Source organism: Methanoculleus methanifontis (assembly GCF_030464365.1).
In the GTDB taxonomy this organism is placed as follows: domain Archaea; phylum Halobacteriota; class Methanomicrobia; order Methanomicrobiales; family Methanoculleaceae; genus Methanoculleus; species Methanoculleus methanifontis.
The window spans coordinates 56,945-77,851 of the sequence record NZ_VCYI01000006.1; the positions used below are offsets into that span (position 1 = coordinate 56,945).

Genomic DNA, 20,907 nt, shown 5'->3' on the forward strand with positions numbered 1-20,907 from the left:
CACCAGGGAGAATGCATTCGAGGACCGAAGACCAGTTCCGGCGGAGAGGTGAATACCGTGATGTTCCCGGGATTCGAAGCGGACGGAGACGAGAATAGAATCGGTGTTTGTCCCATAAAACTCATAAAACACAGGTCACAACAATCCATTATGACATCGGCAAAGAGAAAATACGGGGCTTTTGTCCTGCTGCTCGCCGTTGCCTTCCTTGCCGTGCCTCCTGTATCGGCGAACGAAGGCGTCGGATACACGGTCCGCCCTTCAACATCGGATGACCCGGTGACGACGCTAGGGCTCTCCGACACCGTCGGCCAGGGCGAGACCAACAGGCACCAATTTTATGTCGGGAGTGAGGTCGCATACCTTGAAATATACCTGAACTGGGGTTCGACCTCCGATTCTCTGGCGTTGACCATCTACGCCCCATCGGGAAGCAGGATCGGCACGTTCCGCGACAGTAGCGACGGAATGATGGATGGCAAGATTCATATCGACATTGACCCAGATGGCAATTATGTGGACCATGGAACCTGGACGTTCGATGTATACGGCGAGAAGGTATCATCAGAGAGATCATACACCCTCAACCTCTACCAATACTAGGCCCGGTGGACATCTCCGGTTGCTTATCCTCTCGATCCTTTTTCTGGTGCTGCTGGTAGCGGTTGCCGATGCCACCGAATACACGGTCCGGCCCTCAAGAAACGTCGGGCAAGAGCCCGGCATGTCCATATCGGGCGAGAAGGTGCAGGAGGTAGACCCGATACCGCTCTGGCTCTTTCTGCTGCTGTCTGTATTTCCCCAGTTGACGGCAGCCCCGATCGAGACCCTCATTCCGTTGAAGGCCGCCGGATACCTCGGGTACAAACGGATTTGCAAAGAAAACGCCCTTGAGAGTCCGCAGAGACGCAAGATCTTGAGATTTGTCAAGAGGAACCCGGGATTGTACTTCAGGGAGATATTGAGGCGTGTGCCTCTGACGCGAGGGACGCTTGATTACCATATGAAAACGATGGAATCCGTGGGTCTCTTAAAGACGATACTGGAAAGAGGGAGGGTTCATTATTTTGTTGCAGGTGCCCCATACTCGGCCGAGGAGGAGAACCTCATCATCGCACTGAGGAACGAGAGTCTGCGGAGAATTATAACAGAAATCTATCTCAATCAAGGCGCATGCAACGAAGAGATTGCAGAAAACGTCGAGTTATCAGGAACTACAGTTTATGAGCACCTACGATACTTGGAAGATCTGGGTGTTGTGATCGCAGAGAGGGATGGGCGATGTGTGCGGTATACTCTCGCCGAGAACTATTCTCGTATACTGATGGATATGCGGACCCGCCTTAAACCGGCCCGGAGCGCGGCAGATCCCGCTGGATGGATCAGCCCCGGGGGTGTTCCCTCCCGGTAGGTGAGTTTCAGAGACCCCTGAATGTTATCGGTGTTCCCTCGGTCTCCCGTGTTGGCGATCGTTCGCCGTGACGCTCACTACGGTGGGAAGGTGCGCGCACTCTGCCTGCACACCAGTCTTTGGGGAAAGCACCGGAGTACCAGGCTCTGATACCTGCACTCCCGCTCTTTTCCCTGGACTTGAGGCCTATGAACGCCCGGATGAATCGGTGTTTGTCCGAGAAACGGTATAAAGAAGAACAGCGAAGTCTCCATCGGTGATACCGCATGCGGTATCCCGCGGGGGCCGGGTATCTCGATTGGCGTCGTGCCCCGACCCCCACAGCGTGCCCGGAGGCTAATGGTGCTGTTGGCTATCATCAGAGATAGCCGTTGCGGTTCCACGGCCTCCCGGGTACGCATGAACGGAGGTAAAAACATCATGAAACAGAAAAAAATGTTCGGACCGTGTGCCGTTGCCGTCATCGGCCTGCTTCTCGTCTGTATGACGGTGGCGTCGGTCAGCGCTGAGAACGGGCTGCATGCCGTGGCCATTAATGGGGGCTCGCTCCTGATCAATGAGGACGGAGGCATCGACTGCACTGCTTCAGCTGATACGTACGCCGGCTCCTATATACCCGGGGTAACCTACCAGATCGACGTGGATTGTGAATACAGGGATTATAATGAGGTAGTTGGACAAACGGCCCAATTCCGCTTGGAAGGGCCGGATGGTTCCGTAGCCACGAAGTCCATTTTCGACGTTCCGCTCATCAACAACAACTGGAAGGGCAAGCTGTCGGTACCTTTTACGCCCGCCAGTCCCGGTTCGTACCACTGGGAGATCACGTGCAGTGAAGGTTCCGAGAGCGCCTCGGCTCGCGGGGACCTCATCCTGGTGTAAGGATAACCCACAATGGCGGCAGATTCCTCCTCTTCCCAACTTTTTGGCCCCCTCATTGCCGGGATCCCGATCATCGCCGCTTTGCTCCTCCTCGGCACGACGATACCTACCCCGGCCTGTGCCGAGGATATGAATTCATTAACCGAGATCATCGGGGTGCTCACCGACTACCAGCGGGTCCCCGGCTTCGACGACGGACCGGCTGCCGACTACATCGCCGGGAGACTGGAGGAGGACGGATATGACGTACAGCAGGAGGTCTTTGCCGTCGAGACGGATGCGGGACCGGCCACGACCCAGAACGTCATCGGTATCAAGAAGGGCTCCGGGCCGGGGATCGTCGTCGTCTGCGCCCACTACGATGTCTACGGTCCCGACTGCCCCGGAGCGGACGACAACGCCGCCGGGGTCGCCGTGATGCTTGAGGTCGCACGGGCGCTCCGGACGGAATCCCTGGACCGATCGGTCTACTTCATCGCCTTCTCCGGCGAGGAGGTCGGGCTGCAGGGGAGCGCCGACTGGCTGGACCGCCACGCGGACCTTGCCGGGGATATCATCGCGGCCGTCAACCTCGACTGCGTTGCACGCGGCGACGAACTCCATGTCGATACACTCCCCCAGTACAGCTGGATACTGGACACCGTCCCCGAATCCCCGGCGATCAACCATCTGATTGGATCGAGTCTCGGGGGCGACCACTGGCGCTTCTGGGAGCACCATATCCCCGCCGCCCTGATAACCGACAACAGCGGCTACACCCTGCGGCATACCCCGGACGATACCCCCGAGACCCTGAACCTCTCCCTGGCGGCGTCCTGCACCGAAGCGGTGACCGGCATGGTCCGGACCCTTGCCGCCGCAGACGACACGACGCCCCCGGCGGTGGAAGGGTCGGTCGAGGAGGACGGGACGATCCGGTACGCCGTCTCCGAACCCGCGGTGACGCACCTCATCGTCGACGGGACCGACTTTGGCGCCCTCACATCAGGGCAGGTCACCCTCCCGCCGGGCCAGCATAGCGTCCGGGTCATTGCCTACGATGCGGCCGGGAACCGGGGCGTCCTGGACCTGGAGGCCGACGTGCCTGGTACCGGCCGCGACACCCCCGGGTCCGACCATCAGCCGGGGGGTATCAGCATCCCCTGGAAGCGGACGGAAGAAGACCGCGAGAAGTATGGAATGCAGCATTATGGCACCCCGTTTGTCTCCCTCTCCTACGACGGCCCGCGAGAGGAAGACCCAGAGACCCGAGTCGACGGCTACGTCGACGGTATCTGGATCACCGGGCTTGAGGGGGGGCATACCATTATCCATGCCTCGGGGCTCCACCGCTACGAGGTGGCGGCGGTCGCTGGCGGGGATGTCGTAGGGTATGACGAGACGACGTATCTCGTCAGACGATTGTATGACGACCCTATGCGTTACTACATCCAGAACAGCGCTGTGCGGGAGGCACAAGCCCCTGAGGACCCGCTCCCCCTGGTCCCGGTCGCATGCACGGTCGCCGCCTCGCTCCTTGCCGTCGGGTACCTCATCTCGCGGAGGCGGTAGGCAGAATGAACGATCATATGACACACAAGAGGTAATGATATGGCAGCAGAACGAGTCTTCACCGTGGCCGGGAAGGAATTCACCGACCACCTCACCAGCCGGAAATTCCTGGTGATCCTTGCGTTGCTCCTGATGTTTGCCCTGCTCGGCATGCACCAGGGGATCGACCAGTACAACAAGAACCTCGAGTCGTATAACCAGCAGTTACAGGAAGCGGGAGATTCCGCAGGACCCGGCATGATGCCTGAGCGGCCGTCGATCCTCTCCGTCTTCGGGTATCTGGTCAGCTCCCTGGTGCCGTTCGGAGGAATGCTCGCGATCGCGACCGGGTTTGACCTGATATCAAAGGAGAAGGAGTCCCGGTCGCTCAAAACCCTCCTCGCACACCCGGTCTACCGGGACGAGGTCATCAACGGCAAGGCGCTCGGCGGGGTTGCGGCTCTCGGGGTTGCCCTCGTCACCGCGTTCGCTCTCACTCTTGCCGTGCTCCTCGTCTGCTCGATCGTGCCGACGGCGGGCGAGGTTGCCGCTATCGGGGTCATTGGGTTCGCCTCGCTCCTCTACCTGCTGGCGTTCTTCGCCCTCGCTCTCGCCCTCTCGGTCGTCACAAAGGAGAGCGGGCATGCGGTGATCTACGGCCTGGCACTCTTCTTCGCTATCGCCTTCCTGCTGCCGGTCTTCGGGACGGCTCTTGGGGATGTGGTCGCGGGCGACCCGCCGCAGAGACCAGAGATGCCGGTGACCGTGGACGGGCGTCCGGTTGATGAAGCGGTATGGATGGCATACGAGGAGGAGTGCAGGCAGCATACCGGGGAGATGGAAGAATACCGGGGCAGACGACAGGTGGTCACTGATACGGTCAACCTCTTCTCCCCAATAGTGAGTTATCATGCGGTGGTCTGGCCGGTCGCCGATCCTTCGGGTATGCCACTGGAAGATGCCGAAGACCAGATCTGGCGGGGTGTTGCGGCGTTGATCGTCTTCCCGTCGGTCTTCTTCGCCGCCGCGTACGGGAAGTTCATGCGGATGGATATCCGGTGAGAGCGGGGAGCGGCCCACCCTGCACGCACTCTGCCTGCACCTGGACCCCGGGGAAAGCACTGGAGTATCAGGCTCTGATACCTGCACTCCCGCTCTTTTCCCTGGACTTGAGGCCTATGAACGCCCGGATGAATCGGTGTTTGTCCGAGAAACGGTATAAAGAAGAACAGCGAAGTCTCCATCGGTGATACCGCACGCGGTATCCCGCGGGAGCCGGGTGTCTCGATTGGCGTCGTGCCCCGGCCCCCACCGCGTGCCCGGAGGCTAATGGTGCTGTTGGCTATCATCAGAGATAGCCGTTGCGGTTCCACGGCCTCCCGGAGCACGCATCGAGGTGTGGAACCATGAAACCAAAATTCCTTTCCGGAATCGGCGCAATGTTTGCGGCGCTGATGATCGCAGGCGCAGCCTTCGTGCTGGCGGTGGGTGCCGAGGCAGTTCTCTCTACGAGTACTGCTCAGGAAACGCTGCGAATTGCCCCCAATAGTTCAGGCATGTCTGAAGATGAATTTATGGCCTACGCCGGGAGAATGGAGCAGAAATACGGTTCGGAGGCCGTGAGCGCATTAAGACTGCACATCCCTGACGAAACCCGCGGTCCATCTCAGGGGGCGGGTGCGACGCCGAATATCCGGTATGTGTCGGCATGGAGCGGCAGTCTGGAGATCAGGAACAATGACGGCGTGGTCCTGGCAGATTCCGACAATGCACTGGTTCTCTATGCGTTAGACCTGACCGACGAGCAGGGCAGAGATCATTACTACTGGTGGCAGTGGGGCGCTGCGAAAAACCGCGAGGATACCTGGATAGGCGACGACTCAAACCTTCGGAACTTTTGGAGCCGGGTAGAGTTCGAAAATTCCACATCAAACTTGCTATGGTACGCCCCCGATGGGGATATGCGTGGTGTTGAAAATACAGTTACATTACGGTTCGGACTCGAGTTTTCGGGTCCGGATTGCCACAACATCAGCAAGGACTTCATCCTGCACCAGGGCAAGATCAGGCCGAAACCGGGTGAATGCCGGGTGGGAAACGCCGGGAAGTATGCGGTTGACTGGGTTGGAAGTTATGAAGGAACACAGTCTATCTATGGTATCTGCGAAGAGAGGCGGCAGGACAGCGCGGGTTCGGCAGTTCTATGGACATATTGCCTGACGGCAAGTCAGTTTTAGGCTGTAGTAGCGAGTGCCGGAAGCAAATTGGGGGACGTAATGCACGTTCCCGTAGCGGGATGAGTGAAGAGATGATGGAAAAGGAAAGGAGCAGGCTTAAAACGATAGTGTCGGCCCCTTTGCTCTCTCTTGCAATTCTAGGGTGTCTCCTTCTTATGGCCGGGTGTACGAGCGAGGGAGGACCTGACAGTGCGACTCCAGTACCGACCCCTCCCACGTTCCAGCCCGATATCCTGGATAAGCCGATCATCAACGCTCCCCCTGGAAAGGAAGGCGCTCCTCCTTTCCTCTTTGATTTCGATGCAGGGAACTCCTCGGGCTTCGAGGAAGTCAGGGCCGACCACCCGGGAGCGCCGACACTCATTCTGGGATCAAATGCATCGGCAACCCTCCCGATCGTCGTCTCCTCGGAAGCCGATACCGGTGTTGATGTCAGGGTCGTTCGGACCGACGGGCTGCCCGATGATGTATGCGTCTCCTATGTCCCGGACACCTTCACCCTTCGGATAGGGGAGAAGGCACGCCTCAAGATGCACCTTACCGCCCTGGACAATCGAACCATGCCGGCAGAGGCGATCGTTGTCTGGATGGAGGGTGTGGGATGGGAGGTTGGGAGAGGTTTCTTCCTCGGACTGGATCATGGCGAGGCGTTGCCGGGAATGCCGGGGGACTGGACGCCTCGTCCGGCAGACAACCCCGGGGAGGATACCCCCTACATCGAGATTCACCGCGCAGGAGGCCTGAGCGTCTTCCTCCACCCGGAAGACCCCGGGTATCCCGCCATCGAAGCAGAATGCGGCGAGCAGATCCGGTGCATCTCTGCTCAGTACAAGACGGGGTTCTCGCCGGAGGAACTGGAGGCCATGAAACAGAACGGCACCTACGTCGCGATGAACTTCCCGATCCCCACGACGTTTGAGACAGGTTATCTCGTTGACGGGTCGCCGAAGGTGGTCACGGTAAACGAGGTGATAATTTTTCTGGATCTCGAAGATTATCCAGAGGCCATGATCATCACGCGGGCAGATGATGAACCCGGGGTCTGGGACACATCGCGCGACCGCAGGGAACTCCGCGACCTGGTCGCGCCGGACGTGCACGGGTCATAAGGACCGGGAGGGATCATCACGCGGCATGGCTCCCCGGCCACAGCGCTCCTGAAGCACTGACGCAGCGGAGGATGATCCGGACCCACCCATACCTATATACTCCTCACAAAACCAAACATAGTTGCGTATGGCCATGAAACTCAAACTCCTGGAGTTAACCGACGATAAGGCCCGGATCCTCTTTGAAGGCGAAGGCAACACCTACGTAAACGCGCTCGCCGCCGAGCTCATCAACGATCCCGGGGTGGACGTGGCGCACCACAAGCAGGCATTCCAGTTCTCCGACCCCGAACTCGTCGTCACCACGATCGGCGGCCGGCCCCCTCTTCTTGCAGTTACGGATGCGGCAAAACGGCTCTCCGGCTACGCCGGCGAACTCCTCCAGCAGATGGAAGCCCTCGAGACCGCGTAGAGAGCCATGAAGAAGAGCGCTGAAGGCTTCACCCGGATTGCCCGGGAAGTCTTTGCCCCCATCTACCCTGTCATCGCTGAGCAGGTGCTTGCGTGGTCCGGGATACGGGACGGTCTCGCACTCGACCTCGGGAGCGGCCCCGGCCTCCTCTCGGTCGCGCTTGCAGAGAAGAGCGACCTCTCCGTCATCGCGCTCGATGCCGAGCCGGCGATGGCGCGGATCGCGCAGGAGACTGCCGCCGGACGTACTGACCGGGTAGCCCCGGTCATCGGCGACGTCCACTGCATGCCGGTCAGGGATGACGCCGCATCACTCATCGTCAGCCGCGGCTCGATCTTCTTCTGGGAAGACCGGGTGCAGGCGTTCCGGGAGATCGAACGGGTCCTCCGGCCCGGCGGGGTCGCGTTCGTCGGCGGCAGCTTTGGGACCGCCGAGCTCCGGGACAAAATCTTTGCCGAGATGCGGCGGCGCAACCCGAGCTGGGACCGCGACGTCGCACGGAGGAGCGGGCGGGCGACTCCCGATCTGCTCCGCCGGGAGCTCGCGGCAAGCGCTGTTGCCAGCTCCCGGATACGGGAAGAAGAAGCAGGGTTCTGGGTGGAGATCAGGAAAGACTGATCTCTTTTTAGTCAACACGCTCGGTGAAGATGATCGTCCCGGCGATCCGGGTGATCTTTATCTTCACCGTCTGGCCCGGTTTTGCATTTGCAACGTACATCGTGTAGCGATCAATCTTCACCACACCGTCACCGCGCTTCGAGAGGAACTGTGGGGTGACGTCCATGATCGCGCCCTCGGTCGGCTTCGACGCTGCAGAGGGGTCGACGATTGCTTTTCGCTTCCGCACCGGCCGGTGACCGCCGCAGGCGTCGCACTTGAGCGTCAGGATACGGTCGGTCTTGACCAGGCGGGTGTCGGGCTTCCCGCACTCCGAACAGATGACGTAGTCGTCGACGTAGCCCTTGATGATCGTGTTGATCTGCTCCCGCTCGAACTTCCCGGAGAAGACCGCCCGTGTCCCCTCCACCTTGCCGGCGGTGCCGAGCTCGCCGAGGAGGTGCTTCATCAGGTGATCCTGGTCGCGCCGGAGGGTACTCGCGATCTCGGCGAAGTTCTCGAGAACCGTGGTCTTCCCCTCGATAAAGGCGCGGGCGGTCGGAACCGTGAACCGGTCTTCGAACTCCGTCGGTTCCGTGATATTGGTATACGCCTTCTTCAGAAGGTCTTCGTATGACGGGCTCATACCTCACTATTGATCGCGCGACGTCAAAAAGTGGTTACCTTGCACCGGGACTCGCACACGTATGCAGGTGGGCGGCCCACCAGGTCTTCAATATGCTGCCGGCAGAAGACCGTGCGGTGCGTTACTGAGCAGCCATCTCTCTTCGCGACTGCCGGACGAGATCGATCAGCGGTTTCACCGCCTCCGGTCTCTTCGCGGTGCGTGCAGTGAGCGGGACCGCGCCCCTGACGTCGGCACCCCTCTTCGCGAGCATCACCGTCAGCGTATCAAGCGTCCTTCGCGGTGACCCGCCCGACGTGCAGAAGACGACCGTGGGTTTCCCCTCGATGCCCCGGAGGGCGTTGACCGCGGCGTTGATCGCGGGAGTAGGGTTTCCTGCCCATACAGGGGTTCCGACGACGACTGTCTCGTAGCCGGAGACGTCGATAGCCGCGGGTTCGATATCGGCAGAATCTCCCCTCATGGCCCGGCGAGCGCCCTTCAGGTACATCCCCACCTTCGAGTAGTTCGCAAGGTCCCTGACCCCGATGAGATCGCCGCCGGACGCAGTGGCGACCTGTTCGGCGACCGCCCGGGTGTTGCCGGTCTCCGAGTGATAGATGATGCAGACGGACATACCGGAGGGTGACGCGGCCGGGTATAAACGGGTATCGGGTGGGGCCGCGTGGAGCAATGCTCACGGCCCTCACACGAACTCCGGCGCAGGTACCGGCAACTTCCCTTCGCGCCTTCGCGTGAGGTTACCGGTTCAAGGACGGCGATGTAGTTTCACGCGAAGGACGGAAAAAAGAGGAGGGCCTTACTTCCGGAACTGCGGCATGAACCCGCGGATCTCGGCGCCCACCTGCTCGATCAGGTGCTCCTCACCCGCCCTCGTCAGCGCGTTAAAGACCGGGCGGTTCACCATGTTCTCAAGCATCCACTCCTTCGCGAACTTGCCGTTCTGGATCTCCTCGAGGATCTCCTGCATCGCCATGTAGGTCTCGGGCCCGATGACGCGGGGACCGCGGGTCAGGTCGCCGTACTGGGCGGTGTTGCTGATCGAGTCACGCATCTGTGTGAACCCACCCTCGTAGATCAGGTCCACGATGAGTTTCATCTCGTGCAGAACCTCGAGATAGGCCATCTCGGGGGCATACCCGGCGTCCACCAGGGTCTCAAACCCGGCCTTGATGAGTGAGGTTACGCCGCCGCAGAGAACCGCCTGCTCGCCGAAGAGGTCGGTCTCGGTCTCCTCGGCAAACGTCGTCTCGAGCACGACCGCGCGGGTCGCACCGATCCCCCGCGCGTAGGCGAGCGCGATGGCGTGCGCACCGCCCGTTGCGTCCTGGTGAACGGCGATGAGGGCCGGGACGCCCTTCCCCTCCTCGTAGGTCCGGCGGACCATATGACCGGGGCCTTTCGGGGCGACCATGACCACATCGACGGTGGGTGGGGGAACGATCTGGCCGTAGTGAATGTTAAATCCGTGAGAGAACATCAGGCAGGCGTTCTCTCTGATATTGGGGCTGATCTCGGCGCGGTAGATAGCCCCCTGGTTCTCGTCGGGGAGGAGGATCTGGATGACGTCGGCGCGCTTGACCGCTTCGGCCACGGAGTACACTTCAAAACCGTCTTCCGATGCTTTCTGCCAGCTGCCGCCCGGCCTCAGGCCGATGACGACCCGGCACCCGGAATCACGCAGGTTCAGCGCCTGGCCACGACCCTGGGACCCATAACCGATGACGGCGACGGTCTTGTCCTCCAGGGTGCGAGGGTCCGCATCGGACTCATAGTATTTTTGCACCATAGGTTCTCACTCCCGATTGGGTAGCAAACCAGATAAACATTATATCAAAGAACCCGGGTGGTGCACTGAGGGTCATTTTAAGGTTGATGAAGAGAAACCTTACTCTCAATACGCTATTGAGGATTTGTAATGGAACTGCCAGATGTCCAGTCCAGCCTGCCGGAAGTCCGGATTAACCTGACCAGGGTGGGTGTCAAAAACGTCCAAAAACTCGTTGAAGTCGCCCGGCCCGGTAAGCGGCCGGTCATCTTCATCTCCAACTTCGACGTCTTCGTCGACCTCCCGGGAAGCCTCAAAGGGGCGAACCTCTCCCGGAACTTCGAGGTGATCGACGACGTGCTGCAGCAGGCCATCGATGGGGATGTAAACGAGATCGAGGAACTCTGCAGCGCAGTGGCGAGGAAACTCCTCGACCGGCATGAATACGCGGAACGGACCGAGGTCCGGATGCGGAGTAAGTTCATGGTCCGGCGGGAGACGCCTGTCAGCGAGACGGGCTGCCATGAGGTCGTGAACGTCCACGCACGCGCAATAGCCCAGAGGAACGAAGGGAACCCGATCATCCGAAAGAGCATCGGCGCCGAAGTGACCGGAATGACTGCCTGCCCCTGCGCCCAGAACATCATGAAGGATCATGCCCTGCATGTCCTCGAGAATCTCGGGGTGGAGGAGGATAAGATTGCGACGTTCCTGGAAGAGGTGCCGATGGCCACACACAACCAGCGTGGTCGGGGCTTCCTCTGCATCGAGATCGACGACGACCAGCACATCAGTCTCGAAAAAATCATCAAGATCCTGAAGGACTCCATGAGTGCACGTATCTACGAGCTCCTCAAGCGGGGTGACGAGAGTTACGTGGTGATGGAAGCTCACAAGAACCCCCGGTTCGTCGAAGACTGCGTACGTGAGATGGCTCGCAAGGTGATCGCGCAGTTCCGCGAGCTGCCCGGAGACTCCGTGGTCACCATAAAACAGACGAACGAGGAGAGTATCCACCAGCATAATGCGTACGCGGAGCGAAAAGCAACGATAGCCGAACTCGTCTCAGAGATGGACAAGGGCACACTGTAAATCAGATATAATCCCACATTTTTATACGTGCCCGGAACGTCCTGACATTAAGTATTACCATTTTACAACATCGTATTATCAGTGAATGACCTGAAGCGAAAGATATAAACTCTGTTTTCTTCATAATCCTTGTTAACGTACTCATGTACGTTTTCAGTACAGAATTGTGTGGTAACACCAGTATAGTGTTCAGAACACCAAAATATCGGAATGAGGCGATATATTTGTCGAAAGTTGTAGAGATTTCCCCAACTACGAGACATGAAGGCCATTCTAAGCTCGTTCTGAAGGTCAATGATGAAGGCATCATCGAGCGCGGAGACTGGCTTAGCATCACCCCGGTGAGGGGAGTCGAGAAACTCGCCATCGGCAAGACGATGGAACAGGTTCCAAAGATCGCATCGCGCGTCTGCGGTATCTGTCCTATCGCGCACACCCTGGCGGGCATTGAGGCGATGGAAGCATCCATCGGGTGCGAGATCCCCGAGGACGCAAAACTGCTGCGTTACATCCTGCAGTGTGCCAACAGGATGCACAGCCACGCCATCCACAACATCCTGTCCCTCCCGGACATGTACATCCCCGGAACCGACGTGAAGATCAACCCGTTCACCAAGGAAGAACCAGTCAGGAGCGTTGCTCTCCGGATCCAGCGGCTCCGTGAGATCGGTCAGACCATCGGCGAGATCGTCGGCGGAGAGGCCATCCACCCGAGCAACCCCCGGGTCGGCGGTATGTACAAGAACATCTCCCCGCGGGCGAAGGCGAAGATCTACGACCTCGCGAAGGAAGCCCGGGTGCTCACTCAGGAGCACATGGAGTTCATGATCGCGGTCTTCCGGGACTTCCAGACACGCGGCACCACCGAAGTCGGCGGCGTCGAAGTCCAGATCCCCGACGATCTCGGCTACCACAGACAGGGTTACATGGCCACCGCGCCGGTCTACGGCAGCTCGAGCCTCGACGAGACCCCGATGTGGTTCCCCGACCGGTTCACCGAAGTCCGCCCCTGGGACTGGTACATGGGCGAGGTTGAGATCAGCGAGGCCGACCCGAACTACCCGATCGGCGGCACCACCCCCGTAGGGAACAAGGCCTGGCCCCAGATGGAGGCCTGCACCGGCGTCCCGCTCTACGACGGACAGCCCGTCGAGGTCGGACCGCGTGCACGTCTCGTCCAGTTCAAGAACTACGACGAGAAGGGCGCCATGGGCCTGCAGATCGCACGCCAGATGGAGTTCCCCGAGACCGCCTACGGCATCATCGACGCGCTCGACGCGCTCGACACGTCCGGATCGGTGCTCGCGGACGAGATCCCGCAGGGCGACGGATCCTTCGGATGGGCCGCGAACGAGGCTCCCCGTGGAACCGACGTCCACATGGCCAAGGTCAAGGACGGCCGGGTGGAGTACTTCGGCATGCTCGTCCCGACGACCTGGAACTTCCCCACCTGCAGCCGTGCACTGACCGGTGCACCCTGGCGGCTTGCGGAAGTCATCATGCGTGCATACGACCCCTGTGTCTCCTGTGCGACGCACATGTTGGTGATCGACGAAGACAAGAGACTGGTGGCCCAGAAACTCATTCAGTGAGCGTACACGCATGCTATTCCGTGAGATCGTGATCGCAGGATGCGGCAACCCCCTCTATGCAGACGACGGGTTCGGTCCTGCAGTCGTCGAGGAACTCCAGAAACTACAACTGCCCGACAACGTCAAGGTGTTCGATGCCGGCCTTGGCGCCCCTCACTTCCTCTTTACCCTGATGGAAGATGCAGAGGTGCCGGTCAAGAAGCTGATCATCATCGATATCGCCGACTTCGGCGCCAACCCCGGTGATGTGACGAAACTCCGGCCCGAGGACCTGCCGCCGGGCACTTACCGGGACGCCCATTCGTGGGATCTCTCAGAACCGCTACAACGATTGAAAGACGTTATCGATATCACGATCATCGGGTGTCAGCCCAAGCGTGTCGCGAGCCATGAGTTTGAACTGGGGCTCACTGAGGAGGTTGAGGGTGCCATTCCCAAAACAGTGCGTATCGTACTGGAAGAGATTGGGGTAGAATATGGGGCTACTATCAACCATCAAGGAACGCATCTTTGGGCGTCGCCGGGAGAAGCCACCGGAGATGCCGGGGAGAACCCCTGAGAAAAGGCCTGAGGCGAAGCCGGCGGCAACTCAGCCGCAGGAAAAGCCCGCGGTGAAGCCCTCTGATGTGATTGTAGAAGAAAAGGTGGAAGTTGTACAAAAGGAGGAAAAGCCTGTGGCAGAAAAGATTACGATAGGTGAATTACACCTGAGCGGATGTACGGGATGCCTCGTTACGCTTGCGGATAACTACGAGGGTCTCTTCAAGCTGCTCGATGATTACGCGGACCTGGTCTACGCGTTGACCCTGGTCGACGTACGCCACGTGCCCGAGATGGATGTGTGCCTGGTCGAGGGTTCGTGCTGTCTGAACGACAAGATCTCAGTAGAGGAACTGAAGGAAGCAAGGGAGAAGTCGAAGGTGCTCGTCGCCTACGGCGGCTGTGCGGCCTACGGCAACATCACCCGGTTCTGCCGTGGCGGTCAGTGGAACCAGCCCGGTCAGGAAGCGTTCGTGCCGATCAGCGAAGTCGTCGACGTCGATCTCTACATCCCGTCGTGTCCCCCGTGCCCCCAGCAAGTCAGGAACGTCGCCGTCATGGCCTACCTGCTGCTTCGCGGCAACGACGAACAGAAGAACCTCGCGACCGCCTACCTGACGCCGCTGATGCAGCTTGCACAGCGCGGCAACGAGGCATGCGGCTGCGACCTGATGTATGATGTCATCAACCAGGGTCTCTGCATGGGATGCGGAACCTGCGCCGGCACCTGCCCGGTCCGTGCCATCACCATGGAGTACGGAAAGCCGAACGTGAACCGCGACCTCTGTATCAAGTGTGGCGCCTGCTACGCGCAGTGCCCCAGGAGCTGGTTCAACTTCGACGTCATGAACAACTACGAGGGCATCATGGATGCCATCAAGGGAGCCATGGAGTGAGGTGAGAAAGATGGACGTACTCGGTAACTACAAGTCCGTAATCTCGGCGCGCTCGACCGACAAGGACATCACAAAGAAGTCCCAGGACGGCGGCATCATCACGACGCTCTTCGCGTATGCGCTCGAAGAGGGTATCATCGACGGTGCCATCGTCGCAGGGCCGAGCGACGAGCCCTGGAAGCCGGAGCCTATGGTCGTGACCACGAAGGCCGAACTTCTGGCCGCCGCTGGAACGCGCTACACCATCAGCCCGAACCTCGCCCTGATCAAGGAGGCGACCCGCAGCTACGGTCTCGACCGCGTCGGTATCGTCGGTGTGCCCTGCCAGATTCAGGCTGTCCGGAAGGCTCAGCTCTACCCGATCGGCATGCGTGACGTTGACGACAAGATTGCCCTCGCGCTCGGCATCTACTGTATGGAGAACCTCCCCTACCAGGCGCTCGAAGCAATCGTCGAGGACCACTGCAACCAGAAGATGGAGTCCGTCAAGAAGATGGACATCGGCAAGGGCAAGTTCACGGTCTACACCGAACGCGGTGCAGTCAGCCAGATGCCCTTGAAGCTGATCCACAAGTATGTGCAGCCCGGCTGCAACGTCTGTCTGGACTACGTCGCGAACCTCGCCGACATCTCCAGCGGCTCCGTGGGCAGCCCCGACGGCTGGAGCACGGTCTTCGTGCGGAGCATGAAGGGTAACGCCGTCTGGGACGGCGCGATCGCCGCGGGTCTCTTCGAGACCAAGCCGATGGATCAGGTCAAGCCCGGCCTCGACCTCGTGACGAAACTCGCCACGGAGAAGATCACGAAGAACCAGAAGAACGTGGATGCACGCAAGACAATGGGCCTCAAGGCGGACGGAACCCCCAAGGGTCTCCGGAACCCCTACGAGTCCCCCTGAAACACTTTTTTTTCGGTCGGTTCGGCCTCCCCTCAATCGAATATCTCCGTTGACTGAGTTTTACCGGGTTTACGTGAAATCGGTCGCCCAACCTCGGTCAAACTGCCCTGGTCGTCGCTGATTGGCATATCACCATGCAGTGGGCTGTGGGGATATCGCCACGCACTGCCCCCGCCCCTTGGAGTGGGGTGCGACGGGCCATGGGGCCGGAGCATGAGCACCGCAGGTGCGAATGAGGAGGCCGGAGGCCGGGCGGGGTGGGGTTTTCAGACATCGCTATAGTATGGTGGAGACAGGGGAGGGGGGATGCTCCCCCCTCGCACCTATCGGTGCTCAAGCTCGCTCTCGCTCGCACTCCCCGTCAGCCCCTCCCCCAATGGCGATAGCCACCACGGAATCCGTGCAACGGGGTTTTACAGAATAGACCCGTCAGGATTATCCAGCCGGGCGGGTCTACAGACCCGGAGGTCCAGGCTATTTTCTCCAGGAAAAATCGAGGGTGGGGGCCGCCTCGCCGCGGTTATCCGGTCAGACCGGCGGGAGATGGCAGTGGCTCTCTACTGTCGTACGTTACCGTTGAAGTGTTTTCCGGGTATTATGTTCGTATTCAGTCCCTGAACAGTACCTGGTGCGTTACCGATTCTGCTCCAAAAAAGTCCCTGCAAAACTCCGCTGCTTTCGAAGGCTCGTATTCTTTGCAGCTGAAGATGTCGAGGTAGGCTGCGTTGGTCTCGTTCGCGAAGTGACCGGAGACGAGCGATGTCTCGATGAGCTGGGTCATGGAAAACCCTGCGACCCTCTCGTTCGGGCCGAAGTGGATGATCTGTGGTTCGCCGAATCTCTTCATGTCGATGAGGTCGCACAGTTCGACGATGAACCGGTGGATCTTCTCTGCGTCCCTGATCGTTGCCGGATCGCACCCCTTCAGGTCCACGCTCGTGTACAGCCCCCAGCACCCGCGTTGTTTGAACTGTGCAACGATCTCTACGTCGCTTACGGTCTCTGCCATAACGTTGCTTGCAGCAGCGTTGTTTGCCATTACTTTACTAGCCATGATCTCACCTTCGAGACAAACTCTGATCGAATGATCTCTGTAGATTTTGATAGTTCTGATTTTAAACCTATCCATGCTGCTAATGAAAAATAGCCCTTATTTCCCGGTTAGGCGTGAGCAATTCCGAGTTATCCAAAATTCTAAGGCACATTCTTGACAGATTTTTAAATCGGTGCCTTTACTCGACCAATTCATCATTTAGTAGTCAAAAGCCAATGCAAGATTCATACCAAGTATGAATAAACCCTGTCGGCAAATTTTTTCCGCGGACTTTGCTCCGGGGGTTTTCAGGCAGAAGGGGCCTTAAAAGACAGATCTTTTTTCAGCACGGCTTCCCGATATCATTTCGGATGTGAAAAACCAATAAGTTGGAGATAGGAAATATCCGCCCTCGCACCGGCCTCGATCCCGACCGAAAAGCAGCCGGGCGACGACTACGGAACCCCTCTCCCGGCACCTGAAATTAGAGCATCTCTGCCGGGCGACGCGCACCCCCGGCCTCCCGTCATGCACTTCGCCGGGGTTTTTGGGCACGACCTGCCGCAGGTGGATTCCTTCACCGGACCTCCGGGGGCTGCCGGTGCGTGCGCCGGACGTGGGCATGAAGGGCTTCGATCGTGGGGTAGTGCCTGCCACAGAACGGACAGATGAACTCGCCCATCTCCACCGGGATATCGGGAGGCCTTCTCCTCCGTGGCGGTTCACCCGTCACATGCTCTCCTCCGCCGCTATCTCTTCGAGTGATCGGCCGGAGACAACCGATCGCGGCTCCGTCGCGACCGGGTTTCTGCCGGGGTCAGCCTCGGCATCGTCCATCTTCACGAGCAGCCAGGCCTCGCCCTTCCCGGTCCTGAAACGGGTGAGGGCGTACCCGCCCCGGAGTTTCTCCCCCTCGAGCCAGAAGGACACGTGACCCCGCCGGAGGGCCTCGGCAACCCCGACCCTCTCCCCCTCCTTCTCCGTGAGGTTCTGGTAGGTTCCCCGGTCCCAGACAAGAACCGTCCCGGCCCCATAACTCCCCTCCGGGATGACGCCCTCGAAATCGGCGTAGTCGAGCGGATGATCCTCCGTCGGCACGGCGAGGCGCTTCTCCTTCGGGCTCATTGACGGCCCTTTCGGAACCGCCCAGGACTTCAACACCCCGTCGGCCTCCAGGCGGAAGTCGTAGTGGAGCGTGCTCGCTGCGTGCTTCTGGATGACGAAGATGGGATGGGCAGCCGCTTCCCGCTCTCCCGACGGCTCCGGCGTCCGGTAGAAATCCCTCTTCTCGCGATACTCATCGAGCGTGTCAGGGCCGGTCATACCAGAACTCCGGCACGGCCTGAGATAAGGGTTTTCCCGGTCCCGGTGCTTCGCTGGAGCCTCCGAGGAAACCCGCCGGGGGTCAAACCAGCGACCCCCCTCGCACGAAGCGGGGCAACTCGTAACCAAACAGGTCTTCGCGTTCTTCGCGGCTTCGCGTGAGTTAACGGTTTATAAGCGATGATATGGCCTCACGCGAAGAACGCGAAGCCGCGAAGGGAGTTACAGATAACCCTCTACCGTCCCTCGCGGCTCGCACTTCGCGAGAGATGACAATCCTCCCCGCGCATTGGGAATCACCGGAGCAACGTGCACTGCTTCACTAATGGTTCCGCTCGGACGCCGGGACGATCCGGATGTTCATCTTCTCCGAACCAATGATCAGGATCCCCTCCCCCGGCTGGAAGTTGAGGAGATCCTTCTCGCTCACCTCGAAGAACTTGGCGTTCTCCTGGGCTTGCTTCTTGTTCTCGGAGCGCATGCAGAACTTCACGGCGATGTTCGCGAGGATCTCCTCGTTGAAGTGGGCGATCAGCTGCGATGCGAGGATCAGCGAGACCCCGAACTTCCGCATCTCGGTCGCGTACTTGTTCAGGACAGCCTTGATCGAGGTCTTCGAACCGCTCTTCTGGCTCACCAGGAGTTTCGCCTCGTCGACGATGACAAAGAGCCGGAACTTCGCCCGCTCGTCCTCCGCTCCACGCGGGATCTCGCCCGTCGCCTGGAGGGTATAGTAGATCCGCCGCAGGAAGAGGTCCGCGAAGAGGTAGCGCAGGTTCTCCGGGAGGGCGTTTAGGTTGATATGGGTGATCCCGCCGGAGAGGATCGTGGGAATCGAGATCTTCTCCTCGCCCGAGAAGAGCTTGTAGTCAAAGATGTCCTCGAGGTAGGCCGGGATCGCCTCGTCCTCGCAGTTCATGATCTCGCCCTCGATGTCGTCGAAGTCGAGCACCCGCGTCCAGGTCTCGGTCTTCCCCGTGATCCCGGACGTCCGGTAGCAGTCCTTGATGATGTTCTTAATCTTTCTGCGCTGCTGGATCCCGAGCGTCGGGAAGTTGATCGAGATGGCGTCGACGAAATCCGAGGTCGCCCGGAGCGGGGTGATCTCGTCGATATCGGAATCGAGTTCCAGCGGGTTGAAGTAGTACTCACCGCCCTCGCGGATCTTGTACGACCGGATATCTCCGTCGCTCGCGGCCATGTCCCCGTGAAAATCGATCAGGACGACCGGCATCTCCTTTGCCGCGAGTTCTGAGGCGACGCACCGGATCGTCTCGGTCTTGCCGGCGCCCGAACCGCCGAGGATGATCATGTGGCCGTTGTTGAGCCGGCCGGGCGACCAGTTGACCTGCTGCCCGTCCTGCGCATGCCCGAGGAAGATGTCGAACCCCCCCGCGCGGGGAACGTCTGCCGGCACGCGCGACGGTCTGTCAGAACCAGAGAAAACTGTAGGTTTCAAAGCAGGGGTTTGAGTACTGTCAGATGCGAGTGACGACGTTTCAACGGGAACGACGGGTCGAGGGGTTGGAGTTTGAGACGCCCGGGGTGTGGGCGGCGGCGTGATCGGGAGCGGTTCCTCAATCGTCTCCTCATCCTCCTCTTCGTCGGGGGAGATGAGTTCCTCCCACTCGTCCTCAACCGGGAGTACGGGCGTCAGGACGGGGGTCTCCTCCGCATCGAGAGACGGTTCCTCGGAGATGGGGGAGGAGGGCTCCTCCGCCGGAACAGAGCGGCCGATGACGATCTTCTCGGCGACCTCGGCCATCAGCGCCCGCCCGAGATCACGCAGGTGCATATCGTAGAGGTTCCGGTCCTTGACGATGAACCGGGCGAGGTCGACCCCGTCCTCCTCACGCACCCCTTCGAGGACGTAGATCGCGTCGTCGAGTTCCGCGAGCACCCTCGCGAGTTCGCGGCGGTGGGCGGCCGATGCGCGGATACGGTCGTAGTCCTCACCGCAGGCAAGGTAGCGCAGAACGGTGAACGTCGAGTAGAACGACTCGAGGAGCATGTCGTAGTGCTCCCTGATCGCCGGATCGATCCGCTCGAGCACCCCCTTGAGGATGTACGCGAACTCCGGCGGGAAGGTGTAGACGACGCCGTCGGCCCGTGCACCGTCGAGGTCGTAAGCGTAGGCGAGAACCGCACACCCGGCGGCCCTGAGCCGGGAAGCAAACCGTTCGCACTCGAGAAAGAGGCCCGGACAGTTATTGAGGAGGAAACTGATGAACGTCTCTTCGGTGCGGGGGAGCATGGACGGGAAGGTCTTGTTGACAAACGATCCCTTCACCGTCCCTGCAAGAAGCGCCGGCACGACCTCGTGGATCTCGCGGGCCAGCCCACCGATATCGAGCGCCCGGAGCCGTGCCTCCATCAGCGGCCGGGCTATCGCTTCGCCGGTAGAGGTCGCGTTTAACACCGTCGTGCCGTGGCAGGAAGCGGACTCGATGAGGCCGACCTGCCTGAGCGCAAAGAGCGGCCCGGACGTGTAGGCATAACAGCTCTGTTCGACCACGCCCGCCCCTTCTCCCCGGGACGACGCGCTGTTCTGGGCGATGTAGATGTAGAGGAGCGTCTCGACGATGTCGCGAACCTCCTGCAGCCGGAAGTCCCGCAGGTACTCGGTGACGGCGGGAGGAAACGACTCCATCAGAACCGGAATCTCGGCATCTGCATAGCCTATGGCTTTGAGTGCTTTGGTAAGGTCTGTTGACACGGATTCACCAGTGGGTGGATTCTTCTCGTGGTGCACGGTGCGATACCGCGCCACGCGACGCGGCCCTGCAGGCAGCCGCATCAGTGAAGCAGGCAGTTAGAATAGTTTCGCTCTACGACCTATTAAACATAGGCAGTTTGCAGAAAACCGGCCGCATCCGGCAGAATGCTCTCGTATCGGGGAGGCGTTCCGTTGCACCCTCTGCGGGGGAGGGAGACCACATCC

At 59.9% G+C, this 20,907-nt stretch carries 21 protein-coding genes; 14 read left to right on the plus strand and 7 right to left on the minus strand.

All coding sequences use genetic code 11. The features are described from left to right. Nucleotides 1-150 precede the first annotated feature (150 nt). From FGW20_RS05845 to FGW20_RS05885, 9 genes are all read left to right on the plus strand, one after another. Nucleotides 151-603, plus strand: coding sequence for a peptidase (locus tag FGW20_RS05845; RefSeq protein WP_301677153.1), 453 nt, complete (start codon nucleotides 151-153; stop codon nucleotides 601-603). A 19-nt stretch (nucleotides 604-622) separates the two neighbouring features. Continuing rightward, the gene (locus FGW20_RS05850) at nucleotides 623-1,411 is read left to right on the plus strand and encodes a winged helix-turn-helix transcriptional regulator (RefSeq protein ID WP_301677154.1); all 789 of its coding nucleotides are present in this window, start codon (nucleotides 623-625) and stop codon (nucleotides 1,409-1,411) included. Between the two features lie 420 nt (nucleotides 1,412-1,831). Further along, nucleotides 1,832-2,293 (plus strand): hypothetical protein, encoded by a 462-nt coding sequence (locus FGW20_RS05855; RefSeq protein ID WP_011844995.1) that lies wholly within the window; start codon nucleotides 1,832-1,834, stop codon nucleotides 2,291-2,293. Between the two features lie 12 nt (nucleotides 2,294-2,305). Beyond that, nucleotides 2,306-3,844 (plus strand): M20/M25/M40 family metallo-hydrolase, encoded by a 1,539-nt coding sequence (locus FGW20_RS05860; RefSeq protein ID WP_011844996.1) that lies wholly within the window; start codon nucleotides 2,306-2,308, stop codon nucleotides 3,842-3,844. 39 nt (nucleotides 3,845-3,883) lie between these two features. Further along, nucleotides 3,884-4,885 (plus strand): ABC transporter permease subunit, encoded by a 1,002-nt coding sequence (locus FGW20_RS05865; protein ID WP_011844997.1) that lies wholly within the window; start codon nucleotides 3,884-3,886, stop codon nucleotides 4,883-4,885. A gap of 344 nt (nucleotides 4,886-5,229) precedes the next feature. Further along, entirely contained in the window at nucleotides 5,230-6,060 is an 831-nt protein-coding gene (locus FGW20_RS05870; protein ID WP_074174875.1) for a hypothetical protein, read from the plus strand. 155 nt (nucleotides 6,061-6,215) lie between these two features. After that, the gene (locus tag FGW20_RS05875) at nucleotides 6,216-7,169 is read left to right on the plus strand and encodes a hypothetical protein (protein WP_214166484.1); all 954 of its coding nucleotides are present in this window, start codon (nucleotides 6,216-6,218) and stop codon (nucleotides 7,167-7,169) included. Between the two features lie 127 nt (nucleotides 7,170-7,296). Then, nucleotides 7,297-7,581, plus strand: a complete 285-nt coding sequence (locus FGW20_RS05880; RefSeq protein WP_281768719.1) for a DNA-directed RNA polymerase subunit L — start codon at nucleotides 7,297-7,299, stop codon at nucleotides 7,579-7,581. A gap of 6 nt (nucleotides 7,582-7,587) precedes the next feature. Then, entirely contained in the window at nucleotides 7,588-8,199 is a 612-nt protein-coding gene (locus tag FGW20_RS05885) for a class I SAM-dependent methyltransferase (protein ID WP_301677155.1), read from the plus strand. Between the two features lie 7 nt (nucleotides 8,200-8,206). Here FGW20_RS05885 and FGW20_RS05890 read toward each other — a convergent pair whose 3' ends face one another. From FGW20_RS05890 to ilvC, 3 genes are all read right to left on the minus strand, one after another. Next, nucleotides 8,207-8,824, minus strand: coding sequence for a translation initiation factor IF-2 subunit beta (locus FGW20_RS05890; protein ID WP_301677156.1), 618 nt, complete (start codon nucleotides 8,822-8,824; stop codon nucleotides 8,207-8,209). 121 nt (nucleotides 8,825-8,945) lie between these two features. Then, nucleotides 8,946-9,440 (minus strand): flavodoxin family protein, encoded by a 495-nt coding sequence (locus FGW20_RS05895; protein ID WP_301677157.1) that lies wholly within the window; start codon nucleotides 9,438-9,440, stop codon nucleotides 8,946-8,948. Nucleotides 9,441-9,623: 183 nt separating this feature from the next. After that, a complete protein-coding gene (ilvC, locus tag FGW20_RS05900) occupies nucleotides 9,624-10,613 on the minus strand; it encodes a ketol-acid reductoisomerase (protein ID WP_301677158.1) in 990 nt (329 codons plus the stop codon). 129 nt (nucleotides 10,614-10,742) lie between these two features. Here ilvC and mptA point away from each other — a divergent pair, with 129 nt between their 5' ends. The 5 genes from mptA to frhB all read left to right on the plus strand — a co-directional run bounded on the left by mptA (nucleotide 10,743) and on the right by frhB (nucleotide 15,610). Then, nucleotides 10,743-11,684 carry a GTP cyclohydrolase MptA gene (gene mptA / locus FGW20_RS05905; RefSeq protein WP_301677159.1) on the plus strand — a complete coding sequence of 314 codons (942 nt, stop codon included), beginning with the start codon at nucleotides 10,743-10,745 and terminating at the stop codon, nucleotides 11,682-11,684. A 224-nt stretch (nucleotides 11,685-11,908) separates the two neighbouring features. Further along, the gene (gene frhA / locus FGW20_RS05910) at nucleotides 11,909-13,276 is read left to right on the plus strand and encodes a coenzyme F420 hydrogenase subunit alpha (RefSeq protein ID WP_301677160.1); all 1,368 of its coding nucleotides are present in this window, start codon (nucleotides 11,909-11,911) and stop codon (nucleotides 13,274-13,276) included. A gap of 10 nt (nucleotides 13,277-13,286) precedes the next feature. After that, nucleotides 13,287-13,835 carry a coenzyme F420-reducing hydrogenase, FrhD protein gene (gene frhD / locus FGW20_RS05915; protein ID WP_301677161.1) on the plus strand — a complete coding sequence of 183 codons (549 nt, stop codon included), beginning with the start codon at nucleotides 13,287-13,289 and terminating at the stop codon, nucleotides 13,833-13,835. A gap of 115 nt (nucleotides 13,836-13,950) precedes the next feature. Beyond that, nucleotides 13,951-14,712 carry a coenzyme F420 hydrogenase subunit gamma gene (frhG, locus tag FGW20_RS05920; protein ID WP_301677162.1) on the plus strand — a complete coding sequence of 254 codons (762 nt, stop codon included), beginning with the start codon at nucleotides 13,951-13,953 and terminating at the stop codon, nucleotides 14,710-14,712. Between the two features lie 10 nt (nucleotides 14,713-14,722). Then, the gene (gene frhB / locus FGW20_RS05925; protein ID WP_301677163.1) at nucleotides 14,723-15,610 is read left to right on the plus strand and encodes a coenzyme F420 hydrogenase subunit beta; all 888 of its coding nucleotides are present in this window, start codon (nucleotides 14,723-14,725) and stop codon (nucleotides 15,608-15,610) included. A gap of 607 nt (nucleotides 15,611-16,217) precedes the next feature. On the opposite strand, the gene speD is transcribed toward frhB, so the two are convergent. From speD to FGW20_RS05945, 4 genes are all read right to left on the minus strand, one after another. After that, entirely contained in the window at nucleotides 16,218-16,664 is a 447-nt protein-coding gene (speD, locus tag FGW20_RS05930; RefSeq protein ID WP_301677164.1) for an S-adenosylmethionine decarboxylase, read from the minus strand. Between the two features lie 556 nt (nucleotides 16,665-17,220). Then, a complete protein-coding gene (locus FGW20_RS05935) occupies nucleotides 17,221-17,376 on the minus strand; it encodes a hypothetical protein (RefSeq protein WP_301677165.1) in 156 nt (51 codons plus the stop codon). Then, a complete protein-coding gene (locus FGW20_RS05940) occupies nucleotides 17,373-17,966 on the minus strand; it encodes a DNA polymerase ligase N-terminal domain-containing protein (protein WP_301677166.1) in 594 nt (197 codons plus the stop codon). The genes FGW20_RS05935 and FGW20_RS05940 overlap by 4 nt, the downstream gene beginning before the upstream one ends. A gap of 322 nt (nucleotides 17,967-18,288) precedes the next feature. Then, nucleotides 18,289-20,682 (minus strand): ATP-binding protein, encoded by a 2,394-nt coding sequence (locus tag FGW20_RS05945; RefSeq protein ID WP_301677167.1) that lies wholly within the window; start codon nucleotides 20,680-20,682, stop codon nucleotides 18,289-18,291. Nucleotides 20,683-20,907 lie beyond the last annotated feature (225 nt).

Excerpts from the sequence above, each read along its gene's own strand:
- frhD (WP_301677161.1), top strand. The coding sequence starts at position 13,287 with ATGCTATTCCGTGAGATCGTGATCGCAGGATGCGGCAACCCCCTCTAT.
- FGW20_RS05895 (WP_301677157.1), bottom strand. The coding sequence starts at position 9,440 with ATGTCCGTCTGCATCATCTATCACTCGGAGACCGGCAACACCCGGGCG.
- FGW20_RS05865 (WP_011844997.1), top strand. The coding sequence starts at position 3,884 with ATGGCAGCAGAACGAGTCTTCACCGTGGCCGGGAAGGAATTCACCGAC.
- speD (WP_301677164.1), bottom strand. The coding sequence starts at position 16,664 with ATGGCTAGTAAAGTAATGGCAAACAACGCTGCTGCAAGCAACGTTATG.
- FGW20_RS05870 (WP_074174875.1), top strand. The coding sequence starts at position 5,230 with ATGAAACCAAAATTCCTTTCCGGAATCGGCGCAATGTTTGCGGCGCTG.
- FGW20_RS05855 (WP_011844995.1), top strand. The coding sequence starts at position 1,832 with ATGAAACAGAAAAAAATGTTCGGACCGTGTGCCGTTGCCGTCATCGGC.
- mptA (WP_301677159.1), top strand. The coding sequence starts at position 10,743 with ATGGAACTGCCAGATGTCCAGTCCAGCCTGCCGGAAGTCCGGATTAAC.
- FGW20_RS05890 (WP_301677156.1), bottom strand. The coding sequence starts at position 8,824 with ATGAGCCCGTCATACGAAGACCTTCTGAAGAAGGCGTATACCAATATC.
- FGW20_RS05860 (WP_011844996.1), top strand. The coding sequence starts at position 2,306 with ATGGCGGCAGATTCCTCCTCTTCCCAACTTTTTGGCCCCCTCATTGCC.
- FGW20_RS05940 (WP_301677166.1), bottom strand. The coding sequence starts at position 17,966 with ATGACCGGCCCTGACACGCTCGATGAGTATCGCGAGAAGAGGGATTTC.
- frhB (WP_301677163.1), top strand. The coding sequence starts at position 14,723 with ATGGACGTACTCGGTAACTACAAGTCCGTAATCTCGGCGCGCTCGACC.
- FGW20_RS05875 (WP_214166484.1), top strand. The coding sequence starts at position 6,216 with ATGGCCGGGTGTACGAGCGAGGGAGGACCTGACAGTGCGACTCCAGTA.
- FGW20_RS05845 (WP_301677153.1), top strand. The coding sequence starts at position 151 with ATGACATCGGCAAAGAGAAAATACGGGGCTTTTGTCCTGCTGCTCGCC.
- FGW20_RS05880 (WP_281768719.1), top strand. The coding sequence starts at position 7,297 with ATGGCCATGAAACTCAAACTCCTGGAGTTAACCGACGATAAGGCCCGG.
- FGW20_RS05885 (WP_301677155.1), top strand. The coding sequence starts at position 7,588 with ATGAAGAAGAGCGCTGAAGGCTTCACCCGGATTGCCCGGGAAGTCTTT.
- ilvC (WP_301677158.1), bottom strand. The coding sequence starts at position 10,613 with ATGGTGCAAAAATACTATGAGTCCGATGCGGACCCTCGCACCCTGGAG.